At 52.4% G+C, this 20,383-nt stretch carries 18 protein-coding genes and 2 pseudogenes; 10 read left to right on the forward strand and 10 right to left on the reverse strand.

The window, feature by feature from the left end; all coding sequences use genetic code 11:
* Positions 1-228 precede the first annotated feature (228 nt).
* Positions 229-999, forward strand: coding sequence for a cyclic-guanylate-specific phosphodiesterase (pdeH, locus tag AC5JPW_RS01490; protein ID WP_494237873.1), 771 nt, complete (start codon positions 229-231; stop codon positions 997-999).
* Between the two features lie 68 nt (positions 1,000-1,067).
* Positions 1,068-3,122 (forward strand): AsmA family protein, encoded by a 2,055-nt coding sequence (locus tag AC5JPW_RS01495; RefSeq protein WP_494237874.1) that lies wholly within the window; start codon positions 1,068-1,070, stop codon positions 3,120-3,122.
* 68 nt (positions 3,123-3,190) lie between these two features.
* Here AC5JPW_RS01495 and AC5JPW_RS01500 read toward each other — a convergent pair whose 3' ends face one another.
* The 3 genes from AC5JPW_RS01500 to AC5JPW_RS01510 all read right to left on the reverse strand — a co-directional run bounded on the left by AC5JPW_RS01500 (position 3,191) and on the right by AC5JPW_RS01510 (position 6,746).
* Positions 3,191-4,507 (reverse strand): MFS transporter, encoded by a 1,317-nt coding sequence (locus AC5JPW_RS01500; protein WP_494237876.1) that lies wholly within the window; start codon positions 4,505-4,507, stop codon positions 3,191-3,193.
* A 263-nt stretch (positions 4,508-4,770) separates the two neighbouring features.
* Entirely contained in the window at positions 4,771-5,793 is a 1,023-nt protein-coding gene (yhjD, locus tag AC5JPW_RS01505) for an inner membrane protein YhjD (protein ID WP_494237877.1), read from the reverse strand.
* A 53-nt stretch (positions 5,794-5,846) separates the two neighbouring features.
* A complete protein-coding gene (locus AC5JPW_RS01510) occupies positions 5,847-6,746 on the reverse strand; it encodes a LysR family transcriptional regulator (RefSeq protein WP_494237878.1) in 900 nt (299 codons plus the stop codon).
* A gap of 119 nt (positions 6,747-6,865) precedes the next feature.
* On the opposite strand from AC5JPW_RS01510, the gene AC5JPW_RS01515 reads away from it, so the two are divergent.
* The gene (locus tag AC5JPW_RS01515; RefSeq protein ID WP_494237879.1) at positions 6,866-7,624 is read left to right on the forward strand and encodes an SDR family NAD(P)-dependent oxidoreductase; all 759 of its coding nucleotides are present in this window, start codon (positions 6,866-6,868) and stop codon (positions 7,622-7,624) included.
* A 46-nt stretch (positions 7,625-7,670) separates the two neighbouring features.
* Here the strand turns inward: AC5JPW_RS01515 and AC5JPW_RS01520 are convergent, their stop codons facing one another.
* Together AC5JPW_RS01520 and AC5JPW_RS01525 are read right to left on the reverse strand one after the other, a co-directional pair.
* Complete coding sequence (locus tag AC5JPW_RS01520; RefSeq protein WP_494237880.1) at positions 7,671-8,069, reverse strand: YdeI family stress tolerance OB fold protein; 399 nt, start codon at positions 8,067-8,069, stop codon at positions 7,671-7,673.
* Positions 8,070-8,136: 67 nt separating this feature from the next.
* Positions 8,137-8,673, reverse strand: coding sequence for a GNAT family N-acetyltransferase (locus AC5JPW_RS01525; RefSeq protein ID WP_494237881.1), 537 nt, complete (start codon positions 8,671-8,673; stop codon positions 8,137-8,139).
* Positions 8,674-8,824: 151 nt separating this feature from the next.
* Between AC5JPW_RS01525 and AC5JPW_RS01530 the strand changes: the two genes are divergently transcribed.
* On the forward strand, positions 8,825-10,417 hold the full coding sequence (locus tag AC5JPW_RS01530) for an STY4199 family HEPN domain-containing protein (RefSeq protein ID WP_494237882.1): 1,593 nt from the start codon (positions 8,825-8,827) through the stop codon (positions 10,415-10,417).
* A 16-nt stretch (positions 10,418-10,433) separates the two neighbouring features.
* Here the strand turns inward: AC5JPW_RS01530 and AC5JPW_RS01535 are convergent, their stop codons facing one another.
* Entirely contained in the window at positions 10,434-12,083 is a 1,650-nt protein-coding gene (locus AC5JPW_RS01535; RefSeq protein ID WP_494237883.1) for an alpha,alpha-trehalase, read from the reverse strand.
* A gap of 313 nt (positions 12,084-12,396) precedes the next feature.
* On the opposite strand from AC5JPW_RS01535, the gene AC5JPW_RS01540 reads away from it, so the two are divergent.
* Positions 12,397-12,801 carry a GNAT family N-acetyltransferase gene (locus AC5JPW_RS01540; protein ID WP_494237884.1) on the forward strand — a complete coding sequence of 135 codons (405 nt, stop codon included), beginning with the start codon at positions 12,397-12,399 and terminating at the stop codon, positions 12,799-12,801.
* A 78-nt stretch (positions 12,802-12,879) separates the two neighbouring features.
* Here AC5JPW_RS01540 and aguA read toward each other — a convergent pair whose 3' ends face one another.
* Positions 12,880-13,962 carry an agmatine deiminase gene (gene aguA, locus AC5JPW_RS01545; protein ID WP_494237885.1) on the reverse strand — a complete coding sequence of 361 codons (1,083 nt, stop codon included), beginning with the start codon at positions 13,960-13,962 and terminating at the stop codon, positions 12,880-12,882.
* Entirely contained in the window at positions 13,962-14,849 is an 888-nt protein-coding gene (gene aguB / locus AC5JPW_RS01550) for an N-carbamoylputrescine amidase (protein ID WP_494237886.1), read from the reverse strand. Before aguB ends, aguA begins: the two co-directional genes overlap by 1 nt.
* A gap of 154 nt (positions 14,850-15,003) precedes the next feature.
* Between aguB and AC5JPW_RS01555 the strand changes: the two genes are divergently transcribed.
* Both AC5JPW_RS01555 and AC5JPW_RS01560 read left to right on the forward strand, forming a co-directional pair.
* On the forward strand, positions 15,004-15,900 hold the full coding sequence (locus AC5JPW_RS01555; RefSeq protein WP_494237888.1) for a LysR family transcriptional regulator: 897 nt from the start codon (positions 15,004-15,006) through the stop codon (positions 15,898-15,900).
* Positions 15,901-16,180: 280 nt separating this feature from the next.
* On the forward strand, positions 16,181-17,167 hold the full coding sequence (locus AC5JPW_RS01560; RefSeq protein WP_494237889.1) for a fimbrial protein: 987 nt from the start codon (positions 16,181-16,183) through the stop codon (positions 17,165-17,167).
* A gap of 51 nt (positions 17,168-17,218) precedes the next feature.
* On the opposite strand, the gene AC5JPW_RS01565 is transcribed toward AC5JPW_RS01560, so the two are convergent.
* Complete coding sequence (locus tag AC5JPW_RS01565; RefSeq protein WP_494238125.1) at positions 17,219-17,977, reverse strand: glutamine amidotransferase; 759 nt, start codon at positions 17,975-17,977, stop codon at positions 17,219-17,221.
* Positions 17,978-18,296: 319 nt separating this feature from the next.
* Between AC5JPW_RS01565 and AC5JPW_RS01570 the strand changes: the two are divergent.
* A pseudogene (locus AC5JPW_RS01570) lies at positions 18,297-18,467 on the forward strand (toxin-antitoxin system HicB family antitoxin); the annotation flags it as partial.
* Positions 18,468-18,544: 77 nt separating this feature from the next.
* On the opposite strand, the pseudogene AC5JPW_RS01575 reads toward AC5JPW_RS01570, so the two are convergent.
* Positions 18,545-18,733 (reverse strand): annotated as a pseudogene (locus AC5JPW_RS01575) (MFS transporter); the annotation flags it as partial.
* 63 nt (positions 18,734-18,796) lie between these two features.
* On the opposite strand from AC5JPW_RS01575, the gene AC5JPW_RS01580 reads away from it, so the two are divergent.
* Positions 18,797-19,204 (forward strand): LysR substrate-binding domain-containing protein, encoded by a 408-nt coding sequence (locus tag AC5JPW_RS01580; RefSeq protein WP_494237890.1) that lies wholly within the window; start codon positions 18,797-18,799, stop codon positions 19,202-19,204.
* A gap of 249 nt (positions 19,205-19,453) precedes the next feature.
* Positions 19,454-20,383: a fimbrial protein gene (locus AC5JPW_RS01585; RefSeq protein ID WP_494237891.1), complete on the forward strand. Its 930-nt coding sequence runs from the start codon at positions 19,454-19,456 to the stop codon at positions 20,381-20,383.

Genomic DNA, 20,383 nt, shown 5'->3' on the forward strand with positions numbered 1-20,383 from the left:
GAATCAGATGAATTAACGATAGTGTGCTGTGTGCGTGTTTCGTGGTCAACTATATTAAAACGTCGTTCCATTATTTATTTGAGCTAACGCGTATTCTGTGTAGATTGGGGGGTATCCAGCAGTGCTTTTTAATATTGAGTATATCCTGGACATAAAGTTATCAGCTGCTACGCCGATAACTCAGTGACGAGTCCTTCTCTGGCACTCATCTTCAACAGGACATGCGAAATGAAGTTAAAGCAGGTTATCCAGCGGCTAAACTATCCTGAGGCAAGCATTGAAAGCCTCCAGGAGCGTCGTTACTGGCTGCAGTGTGAGCGTGCTTATACTTATCAGCCCATCTACAAAACTGACGGTCGCCTGATGGCGATTGAAGTGCTGACCGTGGTGACGCACCCGAGCAAACCGGGTGAGCGCATTGCACCAGATCGCTATTTCTCCGAAGTCGCGGTGCGTCAACGTGTGGATGTGGTACATGAGCAAATTGCCCTGTTAGCGAAGCAGAAAAATTTCTTCACCGAAAATAACGTCCTGGCCTCGGTTAACGTCGACGGCCCGACGCTGCTGGCAATGCGCCAGAATAAAGAGTTGAAAGCGCTGATCGAGACCGTGCCCTGGATTCGTTTTGAGCTGGTTGAGCACATTCGTCTGCCGGAAGACACCACGTTTGCCACCATCAGCGATATGGGGCCGCTATGGCTGGATGATTTTGGCACTGGCATGGCCAACTTCTCTGCCCTTGGCGAAATGCACTACGACTACATTAAAGTTGCCCGCGATCTGTTCATCATGCTGCGTAAGACGCCGGAAGGGCAGAACCTGTTTGCACTACTACTGCAACTGATGAACCGCTATTGCCAGGGGGTCATTGTTGAAGGTGTCGAAACGCTGGAAGAGTGGCGTGACGTTCAGAATTCTCCGGCTTTTGCCGCTCAAGGTTACTTCCTTTCTCGCCCGGTTCCGCTGGATACGCTGGACCGCGTGATCCTCGACCTGTAAGCACCGCCCCTTTCTGCCAGCCTCGGCTATCTTTATGACAGGCAAGGCTTTCAAGAAAGGGTGCCCGCATGACAAAAACACGTAAAACGATTTTTGCAGTCATTGGAACACTGTTGTTACTGATTCTTGTGGCGATCATTATTATCGCCACCTTCGACTGGAACCGTCTCAAGCCAACCATCAACGAAAAAGTCTCCGCCGAGCTGAACCGGCCATTTGCCATTCGTGGTGACCTGGGCGTGGTTTGGGAAAGGCAAAAAGAGGAGACTGGCTGGCGCAGTTGGGTGCCATGGCCACATGTCCACGCGGATGACATTATTCTCGGTAACCCACCGGATATTCCCGAGATCACTATGGTGCACCTGCCGCGTGTAGAAGCAACACTGGCCCCACTGGCACTGTTTACCAAAACCGTTTACCTGCCGTGGATCAAACTGCAAAAGCCGGATGCACGGCTCATCCGTCTGTCGGAAAAAAACAACAACTGGACCTTTAATTTCGCCAGCGATCAAAATAAAGACCCTAACGCTCAACCTTCTGCCTGGTCTTTCCGACTGGACAATATTCTCTTCGACCAGGGCAAAGTGACCGTTGACGATAAGGTCAGCAAGGCGGATATCGAGATCCTTATCGATCCCCTTGGCAAGCCGGTGCCGTTTAACGAAATCACCGGTGACAGTAAAGATAAAACCAAAGTGGCGGATTATGTCTTTGGCCTGAAAGCGCAGGGACGCTACAACGGTCAGCCGCTCACGGGGACAGGTAAAATTGGCGGAATGCTGGCACTGCGAAGCGAAGGGGCTCCATTCCCGGTGCAGGCCGATTTTCGCTCCGGCAACACCCGGGTGGCGTTTGTTGGCAGGGTTAACGACCCGATGAAAATGGGTGGTGTGGATCTGCAACTGAAGTTTGCCGGGGACTCACTGGGGGAGTTGTATGACCTGACGGGCGTGCTGTTGCCAGATACCCCACCGTTTGAGACCGACGGCCATCTGGTCGCCAAAATCGACACGGAGAAAAGCTCGGTCTTTGATTATCGCGATTTTAACGGTCGCATTGGCGACAGTGATATTCATGGTTCGCTAACCTACACCACCGGTAAGCCAAGACCGAAACTGGAAGGGGACCTGGAATCGCGTCAACTGCGCCTGGCTGACCTGGGTCCACTGATTGGCGTGGATTCGGGTAAAGGGGCGGAGAAGAGCAAACAGTCAGAGCAGAAGAAGGGCGAGAAAACCGTTCAGCCTGCCGGAAAAGTGCTGCCTTATGACCGCTTTGAAACCGACAAGTGGAACGTGATGGATGCCGATGTTCGCTTTAAAGGCCAGCGTATCGAGCATGGCAGTACGCTGCCAATTAGTGACCTCTCTGCCCACGTCATTCTACAGAATGCCGACCTGAAACTGAGCCCGTTAAAATTTGGCCTGGCGGGTGGCACCATCTCGTCGAACATTCGGCTGGAAGGGGATAAGAAGCCGATGCAAGGTCGTGCGGAAGTTCAGGCGCGCAGACTGAAGCTTAAAGAGTTGATGCCGAACGTAGAACTGATGCAGAAAACGCTGGGTGAAATGAACGGCGATGCCGATTTCCGGGGCACCGGCAATTCGGTCGCGGCACTGCTCGGGACCAGTAACGGCAACCTGAAATTGCTGATGAACGATGGGCTGATCAGCCGTAACCTGATGGAGATCGTTGGCCTTAACGTGGGGAACTATCTGGTCGGGCAGCTCTTTGGTGATGATGAGGTGCGGGTCAACTGTGCCGCTGCCAATCTGGATTTGGTGAACGGCGTGGCCCGCCCGCAAATTTTCGCTTTCGATACCGAGAACGCGCTGATCAACGTGACCGGAACCGCCAGCTTCGCTTCGGAGCAACTCGATTTGACCATCGACCCGGAGAGTAAAGGTATTCGCATCGTAACGCTGCGTTCACCGCTTTATGTGCGCGGCACTTTCAAGAACCCGCAAGCCGGGGTGAAAGTGGGGCCGTTGATTGCACGTGGTGCCGTCGCGGCGGCGCTGGCGACGTTGGTCACTCCTGCGGCTGCGCTGCTGGCGCTGGTGTCACCCTCGGAAGGGAATGAAAATCAGTGCCGGACGATATTGTCGCAGATGAAGAAGTAAGAAGTGTGCGGTGATTGCCCCTCGCCCTGGCCCTCTCCCCAAAGGGGCGAGGGCCAGGGCCGCAGAAATTACAGTGACTGGTGCTTCGTCTCGTGGGTCAGAATCAGCGCGGTCAGCGTCAGGGCGGCCATGGCGGCCAGGTAAATTCCCACGTACATCAGACCATAGTTCGCCTGCAACCAGGTCGCGATGTATGGCGCAACGGACGCGCCCAGAATCGACGACACGTTGTAGGAGAAGGACGCACCGGTATAACGCACTTCGGTCGGGAACAGCTCAGGCAGCAGCGCACCCATCGGACCAAAGGTCAGGCCCATCAGGCTCAGACCAATCAGCAGGTAGGCCATCACCAGAGCCGGATTGCCGGAACCCAGCAGCGGCGGGAAGACGAACAGCGCAAAGAGAATGATCAGAGAGGTAATCACGATCATGCTCTTACGGCGACCGTATTTATCCGCCAGCAGACCTGCAATTGGTACCATCACGCCAAAGCCAATGACCGCCATCATCAGCATCCACAGCACTTCGTTACGCGGCAGTCCCAGCCCTGTCGGGGAGGTGCTGAAGGTCATGGAGTAGACGGTCATGATGTAGAACAGCGTATAGGTCGCCAGCATGATGAAGGTGCCGAGCACGGTTACACGCACGTGTTTGGTCAACAGCGTGCCCAGCGGTACTTTCACCTGTTTTTTCGCCGCAGCGATTTTGGCGAAGACCGGGGTTTCATGCAGTGAAACGCGTACGTACAGGCCAATCAGCACCAGTACTGCGGAGAAAATAAAGGGTACACGCCAGCCCCATGTCATGAACTGCTCGTCGGTCAGCAACCAGGAGAGCAGCAGGAAGGTACCGTTCGCGAAGAAGAAGCCAATCGGCGCACCCAACTGTGGGAAGGAGCCATACAGCGCACGCTTACGCGGCGGCGCATTTTCGGTGGCCAGCAGTGCAGCGCCACCCCACTCGCCACCCAGGCCCAGACCCTGACCAAAACGTGCCAGCGCCAGCAGTAACGGTGCCATTACGCCAATGGATTCATACGTTGGCAGCAGGCCAATCAGTACCGTAGAGATCCCCATCGTCATCAGCGACGCCACAAGGGTCACTTTACGCCCAACGCGGTCGCCAAAGTGGCCAAAGACCGCAGAACCAATCGGGCGTGCGACGAAGGCAATAGCAAAGGTCGCCAGTGACTGAAGCGTTGCCGCCGTAGGGTCACCCTGCGGGAAGAAGATATGCGGGAAAACGATGACCGCCGCAGTGGCATAAATATAGAAGTCGAAGAACTCGATGGCGGTACCAATCAGAGAAGCGATAACGACTTTACTGCGTGAGTTTACCGGTGGGTTTTCCTGCTCGTTGTCTAATGTTGTTGCTGTGGCTTGCATAAAATTTTCTTATTTTTTGGGCGAACGGACGACCATATTAGTCATAGCAAAAGCGACATTTCAATCTGTAACAAAGTGGGGTGGTGGGCGAAAAACAGACAAAAAGCGGATAATTTTCAGACTTGCGATTTCTCTTCTATGAAATGCTTCACAAATTTTCAATAATAGAATTTAAAACTGGTTTTCGGTTAAATAAAAGTTACGACTTGGTAGTTCATGCTGAAATGATGAATCGGGCTGAAATATTCAGCCCGATGAGGTTTTTAGCGGTGAGTTTTGCCCGGCATACGCGGGTCATCTTTATACTGCGCGGTCGCAATCCAGGCTGCGCAGAACAGCGTCAGGCGGGCGAAGAAGTAGAAGAAGGCCATCAGACCAAGCACCGAACCAAAGGCCGCGCCGGAAGGTGATTTCACCAGTGACGGTAATGTGTACGTCATGACGATTTTAATCACCTCAAAGCCAATTGCCGCAATCAGCGTGCCGCGGATCAGCGCTTTTTTGCGTGGGCGGTGGCGCGGCAGTCGCCAGAAGATCCAGAAGAACAATAGATAGTTGGCAAAAATAGAGATAGCCAGACCAATCAGCCGCCATGCGGGCTTCAGCCACTCGATGTAGTCGAGATAGAGCGCCGAGATAATTAGCTGCTGGGCTGAACCAGAAATCGAGGTAATCGACAGTGTGACGATCAGCGCCACCAGCAGGCCAATCAGCGAGATAAAGTCACGAAAGTACTTCACCCAAATTTTCTCTTCATCCTGAGTAGTGCGCTCCCAGGTATCGCGGGACTGGGCGCGAACGGCTTCGCGCAGGTTACCCATCCAGTTAATCCCGGAATAGAGCGCAATCGCCAGTCCGACGATCCCCACGGTCGTACGCTGTTGTACGGCGGTGTTGATGGTGCTTTTCAAGGTGGCGGCCAGCGTCGGGTCGCTGACGTTTATCAGGATTTTGTTGAAAATATCCTGCAACAGCGTGGGGTGTGAGGCGAGAACAAAACCGGCCGCCGCAAATGACACCATCAGAATGGGGATCATCGACAGGAACGAAAAGTAGGTGATGGCGGCACCAAACTGGTTGCCCATCCGGTCATTGAAACGTTCTGCGGCACGTATCAGGTGCGCAATCATCGGGCGGCGCTGCACTTTTTGCGCCGCATCGGTCACGGTATTGAGTGTCTTGCGGGCAGTGTTGGGAGTCTGCGCGGGCTCGGTTTTTTCCATTTTTCTGACTGGCTCGTAATCCAGATCCTGCGTCGGGCGTTTTTCGCTGTTTTCCGGCGTCATCAGTGCTGTTTTCCTTCTTTATTTTTGCCTGTAACTCAAATTATAGCCTGCGTCTAATCAACGTAGTCTTTCATCACCCCCGCCAGCCACTCCATAAACAGATGGACGCGGCGTGAAAGGTTGCGTCGGTGTGGGTAAATCAGCGAAACCGGCATGGGCTCTGCGCGGTACTGAGGCAGAATCTCCACCAGTTTTTTGCTGCGCAGGGCATCACGCACCCCGATGCGCGGTACCTGAATAATCCCCAGTCCGGCCAGGCAGGCGGCATGGTAAGTGTCGGTGCTGTTAACGGTCAGTACGCCGCCGGTTTTTATCCAGGTGGTTTGTCTGTCACGCCAGACTTCAAAACCTGGCGGCCGTGCGCCGAGGTTCAGGGCGTAATGAACAACGGCGTGGGAAGAGAGATCTTCCAGCGTTTCCGGATAACCAAAACGCGCCAGATAGTCGGGGCTGGCGCAGTTGATGATCGACAGCTTGCCCAACTGGCGGGCAATCAGGCCGGAGTCTTTCAACGAACCTACGCGCACAACGCAGTCGAAACCCTCGCGAATAATGTCCACCAGTCGGTCGCTGCTGCTGAGTTCCAGCTCAATGCCGGGGTACTGCTGAAGAAAGGCAGGAAGCCGCGGTATCACCAGATTTTTCGCCACCGCGACCGGCATATCCACCCGCAATCGCCCGCTGATGCTGGAGGGATCATGGAGGAACAATCCATCCAGCTCGTCCATATTAGCGAGCAAGTCTTTCGCCCGTTCGTAATAGACCATGCCGTCCTGCGTCAGTTGTACGCGGCGGGTTGTACGATAAAGCAGCTGTGTGCCGAGGTGGTTTTCCAGCGCCTGAATCTGACGCGAAACACTGCCTTTCGGCAAGCCCAGAGAGTCTGCGGCGCGGGAAAAGCTCTCCAGTTCCGCCACCCGAATGAACAGTTGCATTGCATAAATTTTATCCATTCCCTGCCTCTATTGTTGTTCTGAGTGAAACAGTGAAGCGTATTTCAGTGCCTTTATTGTTTTACCATCAGCTAATAAGCTTTTTCTACAGTGAACACCACACAAAAACGAGGTTTCTTATGACACAACGTATCGCATTAGTGACTGGCGGCAGCCGTGGGCTGGGGAAAAACGCGGCATTGAAGCTGGCTGAGCGTGGGACAGGCATTATCCTGACCTATAACAACAACGCTGAAGCTGCTGATGACGTGGTGGCGGAAATTACGCGTAAAGGCGTAAAAGCTGTGGCATTGCGCTTAAACGTCGGCGATGCTGCCAGCTTTGAGGCTTTCGCACTCCAGGTGCAGGAGCAGCTCAAAACCGTCTGGGGTCGGGAGACGTTTGATTATTTATTGAACAACGCAGGAATTGGCATCACTGTGCCGTTTGCCGAGACCAGCGAAGCGCAGTTTGATGAATTAATGAACATCCATCTGAAGGGGCCATTCTTCCTGACGCAACGTCTGTTGCCGCTGCTGGCGGATGGTGGACGCATCCTGAATGTCTCCAGTGGACTGGCACGTTTTGCCCTGCCGGGCTATGCCACCTATGCGGCGATGAAAGGGGCGATGGAAGTGCTGACGCGTTATCAGGCCAAAGAGTTGGGATCGCGCAAAATCTCCGTGAACATCATTGCTCCGGGTGCTATTGAGACTGATTTCCGCGGTGGTGAAGTGCGCGATAACCCACAAATCAACAAGCACATAGCGGCACAAACGGCACTGGGGCGCGTGGGTAAGCCGGATGATATTGGTGATGCGATGGCGGCATTGCTGAGTGACGATCTGGCGTGGATGAACGCCCAGCGCGTGGAGGTTTCAGGCGGGATGTTCCTGTAAATAAGAGAGCCGGATAGCGATTATCCGGCTTGGGGTTCAGACAGGCTTACTGCTTTTGCAAATGGGTGACTTTGACACGGGCGGGTTTCTGCTTCGTGTCGAGTGACCCGCTTATTCCCACCAGTTCATCCGGTGACACCTGCCGACCATCAAAAATGGCCATCGGGATATGGACCTGTATCTGGCCGGACTTATCACGAAACTCATACACATCCTCGCCCACTTTACGCAGCAGGTTCCCGCGTAATGAGACAGATGCACCGTCGTGCATCGTCTTCGCCTGCTGGACAGTCATGGAACGGGCATCTTCCATGCCGCGGTAGCCTTCATCCATTTTATGGGGAGCGGGTGGCGCTTTATCTGCCTTCAGGCCCGGTGACTCTTCTGCGAATGCTGTCATGGAAAACAGTGCTGCTACGGCTGTCGCCAGCAGAATCTTCTTCATAAGCACGCCTCATAATGAGTAAAACACTGGCTAATCCTGGCACAGCGTATTGAGGATAACAGGTGAATTATCTGGTTTCGCCGTATTCATGCTTCAGCAGGCCAAACAGCCAGTCGTTCTGCCAGCGTCCGTCCAGCCAGAAGGCTTCACGCAGCTCGCCCTCCATCACAAATCCTGTTTTCTCCAGCAGCCGTTTGGATGCGGTATTTCCTGCGGTCACAGTGGCGACCAGGCGACGAATGCTCCCCTCTGTAAAGGCATAACGGCAGAGCGCATGCAGTGACTCCAGGCCGTAGCCTTTGCCCTGAGCGTGAGGCGCAAATAAGAACCCCACTTCCGCACAATCTGTTTCCCGGTGAATGTACCCCGTAACGCCAAGTGGTGTGCCTGTCTCGCGGTCGCGTACCACCAGGCAGAGCCAGTGTTCGCTGCCAGGTGACCAGGCGGGAAGGCGAGCGTCAAAAGCGTCACGAATGGTGTTGAGCGGCCGATCTTCGGCGACAAAACGCATCACGTTTTGATCTTGCTGTAAGGCGAGGAAAAAGGGCCAGTCCGCGGGTGCAATGGGGGTGCATTCCAGGCGATACGTTTTCAGGATTGGCATTTCGTTGCTCCAGAGTTTTTTGTTTTGTTAAAACCGCCGTCACTGATAATAATCATTAACTGGTCTATCTTTTAACTACTCATAAATAAAGAAAATTTAACGATTTCTCTAGCCAGTTAATTATTTCTTCAGTTGTACTTAAAGGAAAAGAATGGTCCGTTCTGCGCCGCTTAGTCTGAGCGAACAATTTGACGAATGTGTTGGAGTTATCCGTCTGGCATCCATCGAAATCTTACTGCTGTTGAATGCACATTTCGAGGAAGGCAAGGATCCACGCTGGTTTCTGGAACAACTCGATATCGCACGACTGAGTATGGGCGGTTGGGGAGCGGTGGCAAAACGATTAAAACTGAACGATGCGGAATTAACGCAGTTCACGTTGCAATTGCGCCATTTGCAACAGGTTGTGCCTCATTATGAGAGGGGGCAAAACGTAAGCGAAAATCAACTAATCGCTGCGTTGCGTTTTGTTCGTGCGCTGGAGCATCTGCGCATGAAACAGCCGCTGCTGACCTATAACACCACCTTGCATGTGAAGAGCGAAGGGCAGGAGCATGGTTTAACACAATTGCGTGCGCTGGAGTTGATGCTTAAATCGCTGATTAACCACGCATGGCCGGAAAACTTGCGGCTGCGTAACCATTTGAAAACCCGGTTCGGTGCTGATAATGTGCGCCGCTGGCTGAAAATCGGCGAAGACGATGACGTGCTTAGTGGCATGAAGTTTGGCGAACTGGCGTCACTGCTGGTGGACAGAAAAGAGTTCAGTCAGCACTACGCCCGACTGTTTAACGACGGCACGGCGCTCAGCCTTTTCCTTGAGCCGCGTAAAACACTGCAAACGTTCCTGGATGATATTCGCCAGATTCGTAGTACCGTCGTTGCCGGGCAACCGTTAACCAGCAACCAGTTGACCTTGCTGGATAACTATTACCCACAAATCACCGGGCCAGTGCAACGCGCCTGGGAAGAAGGGCGAATAACAATAAACCCTGCCGGTTTGATGAAAGAGGCGGGAGATGAATTAGAGGCGTTTTGGGAGCAGGCGCGGACGAAAGATCGTGCAGCGGGAGGTGATGCAATGCAAATTCGCGGTGATATTGAGAAACCGGAAAAACGTGCAGCACGGACGCGTGAACAACGTGAACAGATGCTCTCAAAAGTGCTGTGGGGCGCTGTTGGCGTCGTGGTGCTGATGATGGCGATTGGGGCGTTCTGGCTATTTAGTGATTCCTCCTCCGGGGGCGTGCCGCTGGCAAGAGAGAACCGGATAACGGTGCCTATTTCCCTGGATAAAGAGAAAACCACACCGAAAGAAGAGTTGTCCCAGATGGGGATCCCCCGTGATGAGAGTAACTTCCGTTCGGCGATAGATCGCAACGATACACGCGTGGTGTCGCTGTTCCTGCGCACGAGTATGCCGTGGAAACTTTCATGGACCGAACAGGCGCTGGCGAACAACTACACGGAGGTGTTGGAAATGCTACTGCGCTACCAGACCCAAATGGAAGAGAACCGCCCATGTCGTCGCTTTATTGAAAATATGGCACATGAGATGTCCGCAGGGGCGCGTCTGACCTCAGTGCGTAAGAACTTGCTGCAGGCGTATTGCACAACGAAACCGGTGGTAGATCGCCAGCGTTATGAAATGGAACAGGCGCAGCTTCGTTACAAAGCAGCGCCTGGCGATGACACCAAAAAGTGGGCTGATATTCAGGCCGCTATTTATGATGTCATCGACTGAGTGACCTGACGGGGAGCTATGGCTCCCCGTACAACCCTATCAGGCGGCGCACCACGCCGTTCGTCCAGCCAAAACCATCCTGCAACGGGTACTCACCCCCGCCACCCTCACGCGGCGTACCACCTGCGATATGGTACTTCTCGATAAGTTTGTGGTTATTCTGGTAAAAGTGATTCACGGTGCGCAGCCAGTTGCGGGCGATTTCATCCCCAAGCGCGTCATTGCCATACAGTTTGAAGCCCTGAATCGCCATCCACTGCAGCGGTGCCCAGCCGTTGGGTTTGTCCCACTGCTCGCCCGTTTCGTATTCCGTCGCCAGCACACCGCCGGGGGTTAACAAGCGGGTTGTCACCGCTTCGGCCACCCGTTCAGCCTGCTCATGGGTCACCATGCCGACGTAGAGGGGGACGATACTGGCCGCTGAGAACAGCGCCATCTGCTCGCGACGCCAGTCGTAATCGCGGAAGCAGCCCTTTTCCTCATCCCACAGGTAGCGGTTCACCGCTGCCCGGCGATCGCTCGCTTTCTGACGGAACTCGCTCTCACGCTCCCGGTCGCCCTTCAGACCAGCGATATTGGCAATCGCGCTTTCCAGCTTGAACAGGAAAGCGTTCAGGTCGATAGGGATAAACTGCGTGGTACGAATACTCGCCAGTCGGTTAGCATCCCGCAGCCAGCGTGATGAATAGTCCCAGCCCGATGCGGCACCGGCGCGTAAATCCCGATAGACCTCGTTGGCCGGGCGGCTGGAGTGTTTTGCTGTCTCCACATCTTCCAGCCAGGATTCATCACGCGGGGTGTCGCGGTCATCCCAGTAGCGGTTGAGCAGCGAACCGTCCGGCATACGTACCACGTGGCGATACGCCTGGTTCAGCGACAGCGAGTACGCGCCGTCCATCCAGAAGTCGTACTCCATCAGCAGATGTTCCAGATAACGTCGCGCACCGCGCACGCCGTCTTCTTCGAACAGTTCCACCATCAGGGCGAAGACCGGCGGTTGGGAACGGCTGAGATAGTAGGTACGGTTGCCGTTCGGGATGTGGCCGTAACGCTCAATCATCCACGCGAAGTTATCGGCCATGCAGCGCAGCAGGTCATCACGTCCGCTCTCCGCCAGCCCCAGCATGGTGAAGTAAGAGTCCCAGTAGTAGGTCTCGCTAAATCGCCCACCGGGTACAATATAGGCCTGCGGCAGCGCGAGCAAAGATGACCAGGGAATGTGGTCCTGCGGCTCGCGGGTGAGCACTGGCCAGAGCTGGTCTATATGCTCCTTGAGGGAGTTTTCCGGGTCGGAAACATATTCTTTGCCATACACTTCTGGCATCCAGAAGTGGGCTTCCACGAACTGTCGCAGGTCGAAGCCTGGCTTACGTTTGATTTTGCGATAGCGAATCAGAATGTCGAGCGGATCCATTTTTGGTGCGCAGTCAGGGAAGGTTTTGCTATCGGCAAAAATACGGGCTGACTGCACGTTTTCAAATAGCTCAAGATAACGATCGGCAGGGGTGAGCGCGTCCGACGCAGGCAGACCTTCGATCATTTCTGGCTCCGGCTCCGCCTCGATCATTTCATCCAGTTTTAACTCGCAGGGATCGATTTCGTAGCGGGCTTCCTCTTCGATCCCAAACTCTACGGATTCAGTGCTGTGAAGTTTCTGGTTGAACATAATGATATTGGCCTCCGGATATCGTCGTAACAGATTACGGGGTGTTTCCCGGGTATTTACTAAGCTTAGACATTCGCTTCGATGTATGGGGATCAAAGTGTGCGGTTGATCACGTTTACGCAGGGCAACTCATCGCTGCTTTTTTTTAAGTTGCTGATTATTATTTATTTAATTTCGGTTGTTGTCGGAATGATCATTTTGCAACGATTTATGAACCCTTGTGAGGTTATGCAAAGTTTATCGTATTTGACTTTACCTGCGTGCAAACCGAGCATGGCCTTTCAGCCACTTACATTCATTACCGGAGTGCGTTTTGGAATTCACCCCCGTTACCCTTGAGCAGTGCCTCAACATCCGCCACCCGGTTTTATGGCCACATCTTCCCCGCGACGCGTCACGGGTAGAAGGCGACGACGATGCGCTGCATTTTGGCGTGCTGCATGACGGTGCGGTGGTCAGTTGCCTGTCGGTGTTTATGCTTGAGGAGGCGACCTGCCAGATCCGTAAGTTCGCCACACTGGAGCGCTACCAGGGCCAGGGTTTTGGCGGCTTCTTATTTAAGTCGGTGCTGGAAAAGATGGCGACGGCAGGCGTGACCACTGTCTGCCTGGATGCGCGCACGTCTGCGGTGAGGTTCTATCAGAAATTCGGCTTTCTGCCGCAAGGTGAGACGTTCTTTAAAAAGGGCGTGGAATACGTGCGAATGGCGCTGGGGTAAATTTCCCTGTGGCGCAGTATTTTCCCCTCACCTTAACCCTCTCCCTTAGGGAGAGGGCAGGGGTGAGAGTCTGCGGAATCAGCGCGGAATCTGCTGTGTAATGCAGTGAATATTGCCACCGCCGAGCAAAATCTCACGTGCCGGAACGCCGGTAATCAGCATGCCGGGGAACATCTGTTGGAACAGCACTTCAGCCTGAGCGTCGGTTGCCGGGTCCAGCAACGGGAAAATAATGTGATCGTTGCTGATCAGGTAGTTCACGTACGATCCTGCCAGACGGTTACCCTCATGACGTTCGATCGCGTTCCCTTTCTCCACGCCGCTGGTCTCATCTGCACTGGCGTACAGTGCTGGCGGTGACGGCATCTTCCACACTTTCAGTTTACGGCCCTGGGCATCCGGGGTGTTCTCCAGAATCTCAAGCGCGGCAACGGAACGAGCGTACTGCGGGTCGTTCTCGTCATCGGTCCAGTGCAACGCCACCTCACCCGGACGAACGAAGCAGCACATGTTGTCGATGTGCCCGTCAGTCTCGTCGTTAAACACCCCTTCCGGCAGCCAGATAAAGGTTTCAACGCCCAGGTAATCGCGCAACTGCTGCTCAATCTCTTTTTGCGACAGATGCGGGTTACGGTTCGGATTCAGCAGGCATTCCGCGGTGGTCAGCAACGTGCCTTCACCATCCACATGAATCGAGCCGCCTTCCAGAATCAGGCTGGTGTCGTAGCACGGCATGTTGTGATAGCGAGCCACCTGGCCTGCCACTAGCTGGTCTTTATCCCAGCTATCGTACAGGCCACCCAGCAGTCCGCCCCAGGCGTTGAACGTCCAGCTTACGGCACGCTGCTCACCTGCGGCATTGCTGACTACGGTCGGGCCGGTGTCGCGCATCCAGGCGTCATCGCTCTCCATCTCAACCAGCGTGACGCTGGCGGGCATGGTTTGACGTGCTTTTTCCATCTCCGCTTTTGGCACGGCCATGATGACCGGCGTTTTGCGTGAGATAGCGTCAGCTACGGCGGCGAAAGCCTGCTGGGCAGGCGCGCCGTTAGCACGCCAGTTATCGGTACGGTAAGGCCAGCACATCCAGACAGCCTGATGCGGTGCCCATTCGGCAGGCATGGCAAAACCATCCTGACGCGGTGTGGTCAGCGCAGACATTATTTGCTCCTCTCGCTGCCGTCAGAGGTCGCGATGGTGCTATACATATTCGGGCGACGGTCACGGAACAGACCCCAGGAGGCACGTTGTGCAGCAATGGCATCCAGATCGAAGGTGTGCACCAGCACCCCTTCGTCGGTCTTGTTCGCCTGTTTCACCAGCTCACCGGTCTGGTCAGCAATGAAGGACGAACCGTAGAAGGTCATTTCCAGGCCTTCGATGTATTTGCTTGCTTCGGTGCCGATACGGTTAGAGGCGATAACCGGCACCAGGTTTGCCGCTGCGTGGCCCTGCTGTACGCGGGTCCAGTGTGGCTGGCTGTCGATTTCCGGGTAAGCCGGTTCAGAACCAATTGCGGTCGGGTAGAAAATAATTTCTGCGCCGTTCAGTGCCAGGCAACGTGCAGTTTCCGGGAACCACTGGTCCCAGCAAATGCCCACGCCGATTTTGGCGTAGCGGGTGTTCCACACTTTGAAGCCGGTGTCGCCAGGGATGAAGAACTGTTTTTCCTGGTAAGCCGGGCCGTTCGGAATATGGGTTTTACGGTAGGTTTCCAGCACGCTGCCGTCGGCGTCAATCATCACCAGCGAGTTGTAGTAAGCGTTGTTGTGCTTCTCAAACAGGCTCAGTGGCAGAACCACTTCCAGCTCTTTTGCCAGTGCTGAGAAGTGTTTGATAAGTGGGCTGGTGGCAACTTCCTGCGCCAGCGCGTAGTGTTCCGGGCTCTGATCGATGCAGAAGTACGGGGCAGCGAACAGTTCCTGAATCAGGATAACCTGCGCGCCTTTGCTGTGCGCATCACGCACCAGACGTTCAGCGTTGGCAACGTTCTTATCGAGGTCCCAGGTACAGGCCATTTGGGTAGCGGCAACCGTTACATTTCTCATGAGCTTCTCCGTAAAGCAGAGGTTAATTCGTTCTGTGTCATAAACGCTGCCATCAGGCTGCAGCATCTATTTTGCGTAAGGATGACTATAGCAATGTCTGACGTTATGCATAAAATGTATTGTTTGCATGAAACCATGAACAGGATGCATAGTCGTGATTGACCTCAATTTGCTGCGTCTCGTCCCCATTCTGGCGAGAGAGAAAAATGTCACCCGGGCGGCGCGCAAAGCCAACATCACCCAGTCGGCCTTCAGTCACGCGCTCAATCGCCTGCGCGAACAGCTCAACGATGAGATGTTTGTGCGCACGCGCAACGGCATGGAGCCAACACCTTATGCCGCCTCGATGATTCCGGTGATTGAGAATGCCCTGAGCAAACTGGATTCGGCAACGCGGGGGAAGGGTAACTTCAACCCGGGCCGCGACCCGCACACCTTTTATATTGGCGCGGTGGATTACTTCGAATTTATGTATATGCCTGCGTTAACGGCAAAATTTAAGGTGACTGCGCCGAATGTGCGGCTATCGGTCGACATTCTCTCCGAAACCATCAAATTCGAACGCGTGGAGCGTGGGCAACTGGATGCGTTTATTGGCGTAAATAACCTGCAATACATCCCGCAGTATTTTAATAAGCACCCGCTGATTTCCGACCATTATGTGGCGATTGCCTCGGTTGAGCGCACCGACTTGCCCGAGCAATTGACGCTCAAACACCTGGTGACCGAAGCACAAATTCATCTCCCTGCGGTAAGTTCCGGCGCAGACCATATTGATAGCTGGCTGCTTGAGCAACACCTCTACCGCCCGTTGACCACCGTGGTGCAAAGTTACGCCGTGGGTGGCCGCGTGGCGGTGGCATCGGGATATTTGATGTGTGTGCCGTACCGTATTGCCAAAGAATTAGCGGCGATGATGCCGCTGCGTATTCTGGAATTACCCGCAGGTGCACCGTCTTATGACTTAATCCTGTTAACGCACCGGTTGTTTGATTATCAGTCGGCGTTGCAGTGGCTGATTCAGGAATTGAAGGCAGTGAAGATAGATTGATTATGCATATGATGCGCGAAATTAGATTCTTTTATTTTTTTTAAAAATTCTTTTATCTTTTTCTGAAAGTCAGATTAACGTTATTTTTTGATTGCAGAAATTATCACGGCCCTTGTATTTTACCTCATCTAATATTTTATCGAGTCAACATTCCTGCTTTATATTGGCAATCCTGTTTCATATTCCCAATCATGATGCTCGCGCTGGTTTTTTAAGAAGGCGATCCTCATGGATTTGACGGCATCTCATGCCGTTTCAGGAAAGAAAAGGATGCTGAAAGATGAAAAGACGGATTTTATTCGCGTGCGGACTGCTGTGTTTAACTACTTTGTTGGTACCACGAATGGCCTGGGCGTTTGGGTGCGATACTAGAACTGGCAGTAATAAAATAGCGGTTTCAACTATTCCTCTCACTATGACTGGTGAATCATCTTCAAGCGGTGCCTGGACAACAGGTTGTAGCGGTGTGTCCCCTGGCGGAGAGCAAGATGCATTACGTATCGAGAGCATCACCCTGGGGCCAGTTTTTTCAAGTGCCGGTTTTGATATTGACGTTGCAATAAACGGTGTCTGGCAAGAACGGACGGCTGCTATTCAGGCATGTTTATGGCCCTCTTCGAATACGAATCTGAATTGCACGCCAGCGAAGGGCAGTGGTAGTAAACATAATATGCGAAGCCTGCAGGTAAGGGTGAAGCGTACTGCCATTAATGCTTTTACCTCTATTGCAAACAATACTGTGATTGCCACAATCAGAATTACACAGCGTTCAAGTGGTCGATGGGGGTATGCCCCCATGACGTATACAATTACATCAAACGGTGAACTTAAATCCGTTGTCCCCACCTGCGACGTGAAAGACTTTGATAATAAGGTTTTGCTCCCTATCGTAAAAGCTACCGATTTACTCGGCAACGGTACCGGGCGTTATGCCAAAGCCAAAAAGCCCTTTACCATTAATCTGGAATGTAAAGACAGCCCGAAAGTCAGCGTCACTTTTACCGGGACAATTATGGACAGCAATGATGAGGTCCTGAAAAATCTGGAATCAAATAACCCTAACGTCGGCATACAACTGGAGTATGTTGATAATTACAGCACGACCAAAATGACTGTGAAAAACGGTACCGCTTTTCAGGTATTACAAAACGCGGGAGCCAACGAAACGCTGAACTTTAATTCCTATTATTACTATAAAGGCGGTAGTTCAACAGTAAACGGTGGCCTGGTAAAATCAAACGCTGAATTTTTGTTTGCCTATGAGTAACAGGCATCAATATTTCAACGCTACAGCTTACCTGCTGTAGCGTTTTTTTTGCTATGCGCTCTGCGCCAGATTCTCTTGCTGAGGTACCGCACGGTTAAACGCCTGATGCACAAAGCGGCGCAGCAACTCAGCGGTTTCCGGCGACGGCAGCACACCAGACAGCAGTGCCACTGGGTCAAAACCCTCTTCGCTCAGCGCGCTTTCGCGCTGGTGAATCATCGCTGAGGCGATTTCCGGGGTAAATTCCGGGTGGAACTGCGTCGACATGGCGTTCGGCCCGTAGCGAACAATCTGATGCTGATCGTGCGAGGAAGAGGCCAGCGCCAGCGCGCCTTCAGGCAGGCGAGAAACGGTCTGCATGTGGGTCAGATGCGCGGGAAACTCACGCGGCAATGTGCTCAACAGCATGTCGTTACTGGCATGCGGGTGAAGCTGAATCGCCTGGCTGCCCACTTCGCGGCCCTGCGGGTGCCACTCCACTTCGCCACCGAGCGCATGTGCCATCAACTGGTGCCCGTAGCAGACGCCAAACAGCGACATGCCAATCGACATGGCTTCACGGATCCACTCCGCGGCGGCTTCGCTCCACGGCAGACGATCGGTGACCATCGCCCAGGAGCCGGTAATGACGGCAACACGGTTGGCATCCGGTGGGGGAAGGGCTTCGCCTTCGAAAACTCTGACCACTTCCGTTTGTTCAAGAGGGTGCTGGATAGCGCGGCAAAACCAGGACGGGATATCGCCATGGGCTTCACGAATAGACTCTGAGGGTAAACCGACTTGCAGGATAATTAACGGACGATCTGCCATTACAACCACTCTCTTCCTCTGCTGAACATTTGCTCAACTATGCGCCGAAAAATCCATGCTGTGAAGGGGTTAGCGGTAAGAGGATTGTAAAGGCGAAGCGGAAAGTAGAGAGGCTCGCAGCCCAGTAATTACGCTATTTGTTTGTTTTTCTGAGCGAAAATCGTACAGTTTTGAACATATGATTTTTTTGTATTTATTTAGCATAAAAGTGCATGAATTTTTAGTGACGTCATTCATTGAGTTGATTAAATATACTCACAAGAAGCACACATGAGCCACACCCCAAAAATGTCATGGATAAGGGCGCGGTTGCTGGGCTGAGGAAGATGGCATTGCTCCGTTTCGTGAAGAAGAAAAGCAAAAACGGTTAACGTTACGCGTTCCAGTGCGTATTGATTCCCATCTGACGCTTGTGGCTAAACAATATGCCGTTTCTAAAAACCAGATTATCGTGGATATTTTAGAGCGCGAGTTTGCCTTTGCTCACTGAAATCAATCAGGGCGTTGAGCGGCCTGCACCTCCGCATTTGTCGGTCCGGTAAGCATCGCGCCACCGGGCATCCCGCATTACAACTTCAGTTCCGTACGGCTGATTTTACCCACCACGAACAGGTAGCAGAGCATAGCGGCTACCGCCGACGCGCCGACGAAAATCAGTGCGCCATTAAACGAATGCAGCTCTTTAACCAGGTAGCCAATCACCAGCGGTGTGACGATGGATGCCACGTTACCAAAGGCGTTAAAAAGCCCGCCGCAGGTCGCCGTTTCTTTATCGAAACGCAGGACCTGTTGCAGCGTGCGCCTTCTGCGCTGACCGTAGTGCAAAGTGAAGTGCTGGTCCGTGAGCCCTTCGTGCTGGTGGTTCCGCGCCAGCATCCCCTGGCGACGCAAGCAAACCTGGCGATTGCTCATCTCGATAAGCAACCGTTCATCATGTACGCGCTCTCGGCCTGGCAACCCTTCTATGAGTTATTCGCGGGCATGTTCCGGCCCGACTATGTGCAGCATATTGGCTCGACGCTGACGATTTTATCGCTGGTGAATGCCGGAATGGGTGTCACCCTGGTGCCGGAAAGTGCAACCCGAATTCAGTTTGATGAAACCATATTCCGTCAAATTGAACTGCCTTCGGGTATTGAAAGTCTGCTCTATTTTGCCTGGCGGGATGATAACGACAATCCGGCGTTTAAGGTGATGCTGAGGTTAATTAAGGCTTCTATTAATTAATAAATGACTATGATCACTATAACCTATTTACAAGAGTAATGATTTTAATAATAAACCTTCCTGAGCTAATGGATGTTTTCTGAATTATTTTGTTTTTCACCCAAAATACGACTTGTTTATTGACATCTATGATTGAAAAGTAGACTTTTCTAAATAATGTCTTTGAATGCCATTTCATTCTCATTAATTATTTATATGCTGTTTCAGTAAGATAAAAATGTATTCTGAATATCCATGAGGTTCTAAAAATTGTTAAAAATCAATACTGCTTTTTATCTACTTTCATTTCTATTGGCTGGCGTTTCCTGTCAGTGTCAGGCTTTTTCATTTCATTATCAATCCTCAGGGAATCTGTATAACAGTATGGGGAATTTTTCCAACTATGCAGAGTCCGGTACCTCCTGTTCCAGCTGGAGTACAGCAGGCACCGTTACTGCTAATGGTCAAAGCGGGGGGACTAACTATGATGGCGTTTATGTCCATAGTGTCACGTCAGTGCCCGCTTCATTTTCTACTGACGGAATTACAGTCAATATTAGTCCCGGTGTGGGCAGTTCGATCTGGACTGGAGCACAAGACTATGTTCCAAATAAGTCGAGAAATGTATCAGTACAGATCTGTCGGCCTGCCAACAAGGCATTTCAAACGATCAATGGTGGAACGATAAAAGTCAAAGTTATGCAGACTAATGCGAGTAAACCCTTTTGGGCAGGTGGTACGGGGAATTTTTATAATATTGATTTTTATCTTCCGACTATAGCGGGTGTTTCGAAAACCTGTGACGTCACGGGTGTGGATAATAGTACAGTACGATTACCTTCCGTCCAGCGCGCTACAATGAAAAACGGCACTGGCCGTTACCCTGATACATCTAAAGATTTTACCTTTGTACTAAAATGCAAAAGTAAACCAAAGATCAATCTCAAATTCGACAGCGAAAATAAAATGACCGGTGTCTCTGACGATGTTCTGGCAAACACAACGTCAGGTAATGCCAATATAGGTTTTCAAATATATTATGGTGATACAGCACTTAAGTTTGGTAACAATTTGGCATTAATGACCAGTAGTCAGGATACTGAAGAACTTAAATTCACGGCTTATTATTACCGAAAATCAACCGAGATAAATGCGGGTACTGTTACAGGTAATGCAGAGTTTACGTTTACCTATGATTAA

Source organism: Phytobacter sp., from assembly GCF_059074235.1.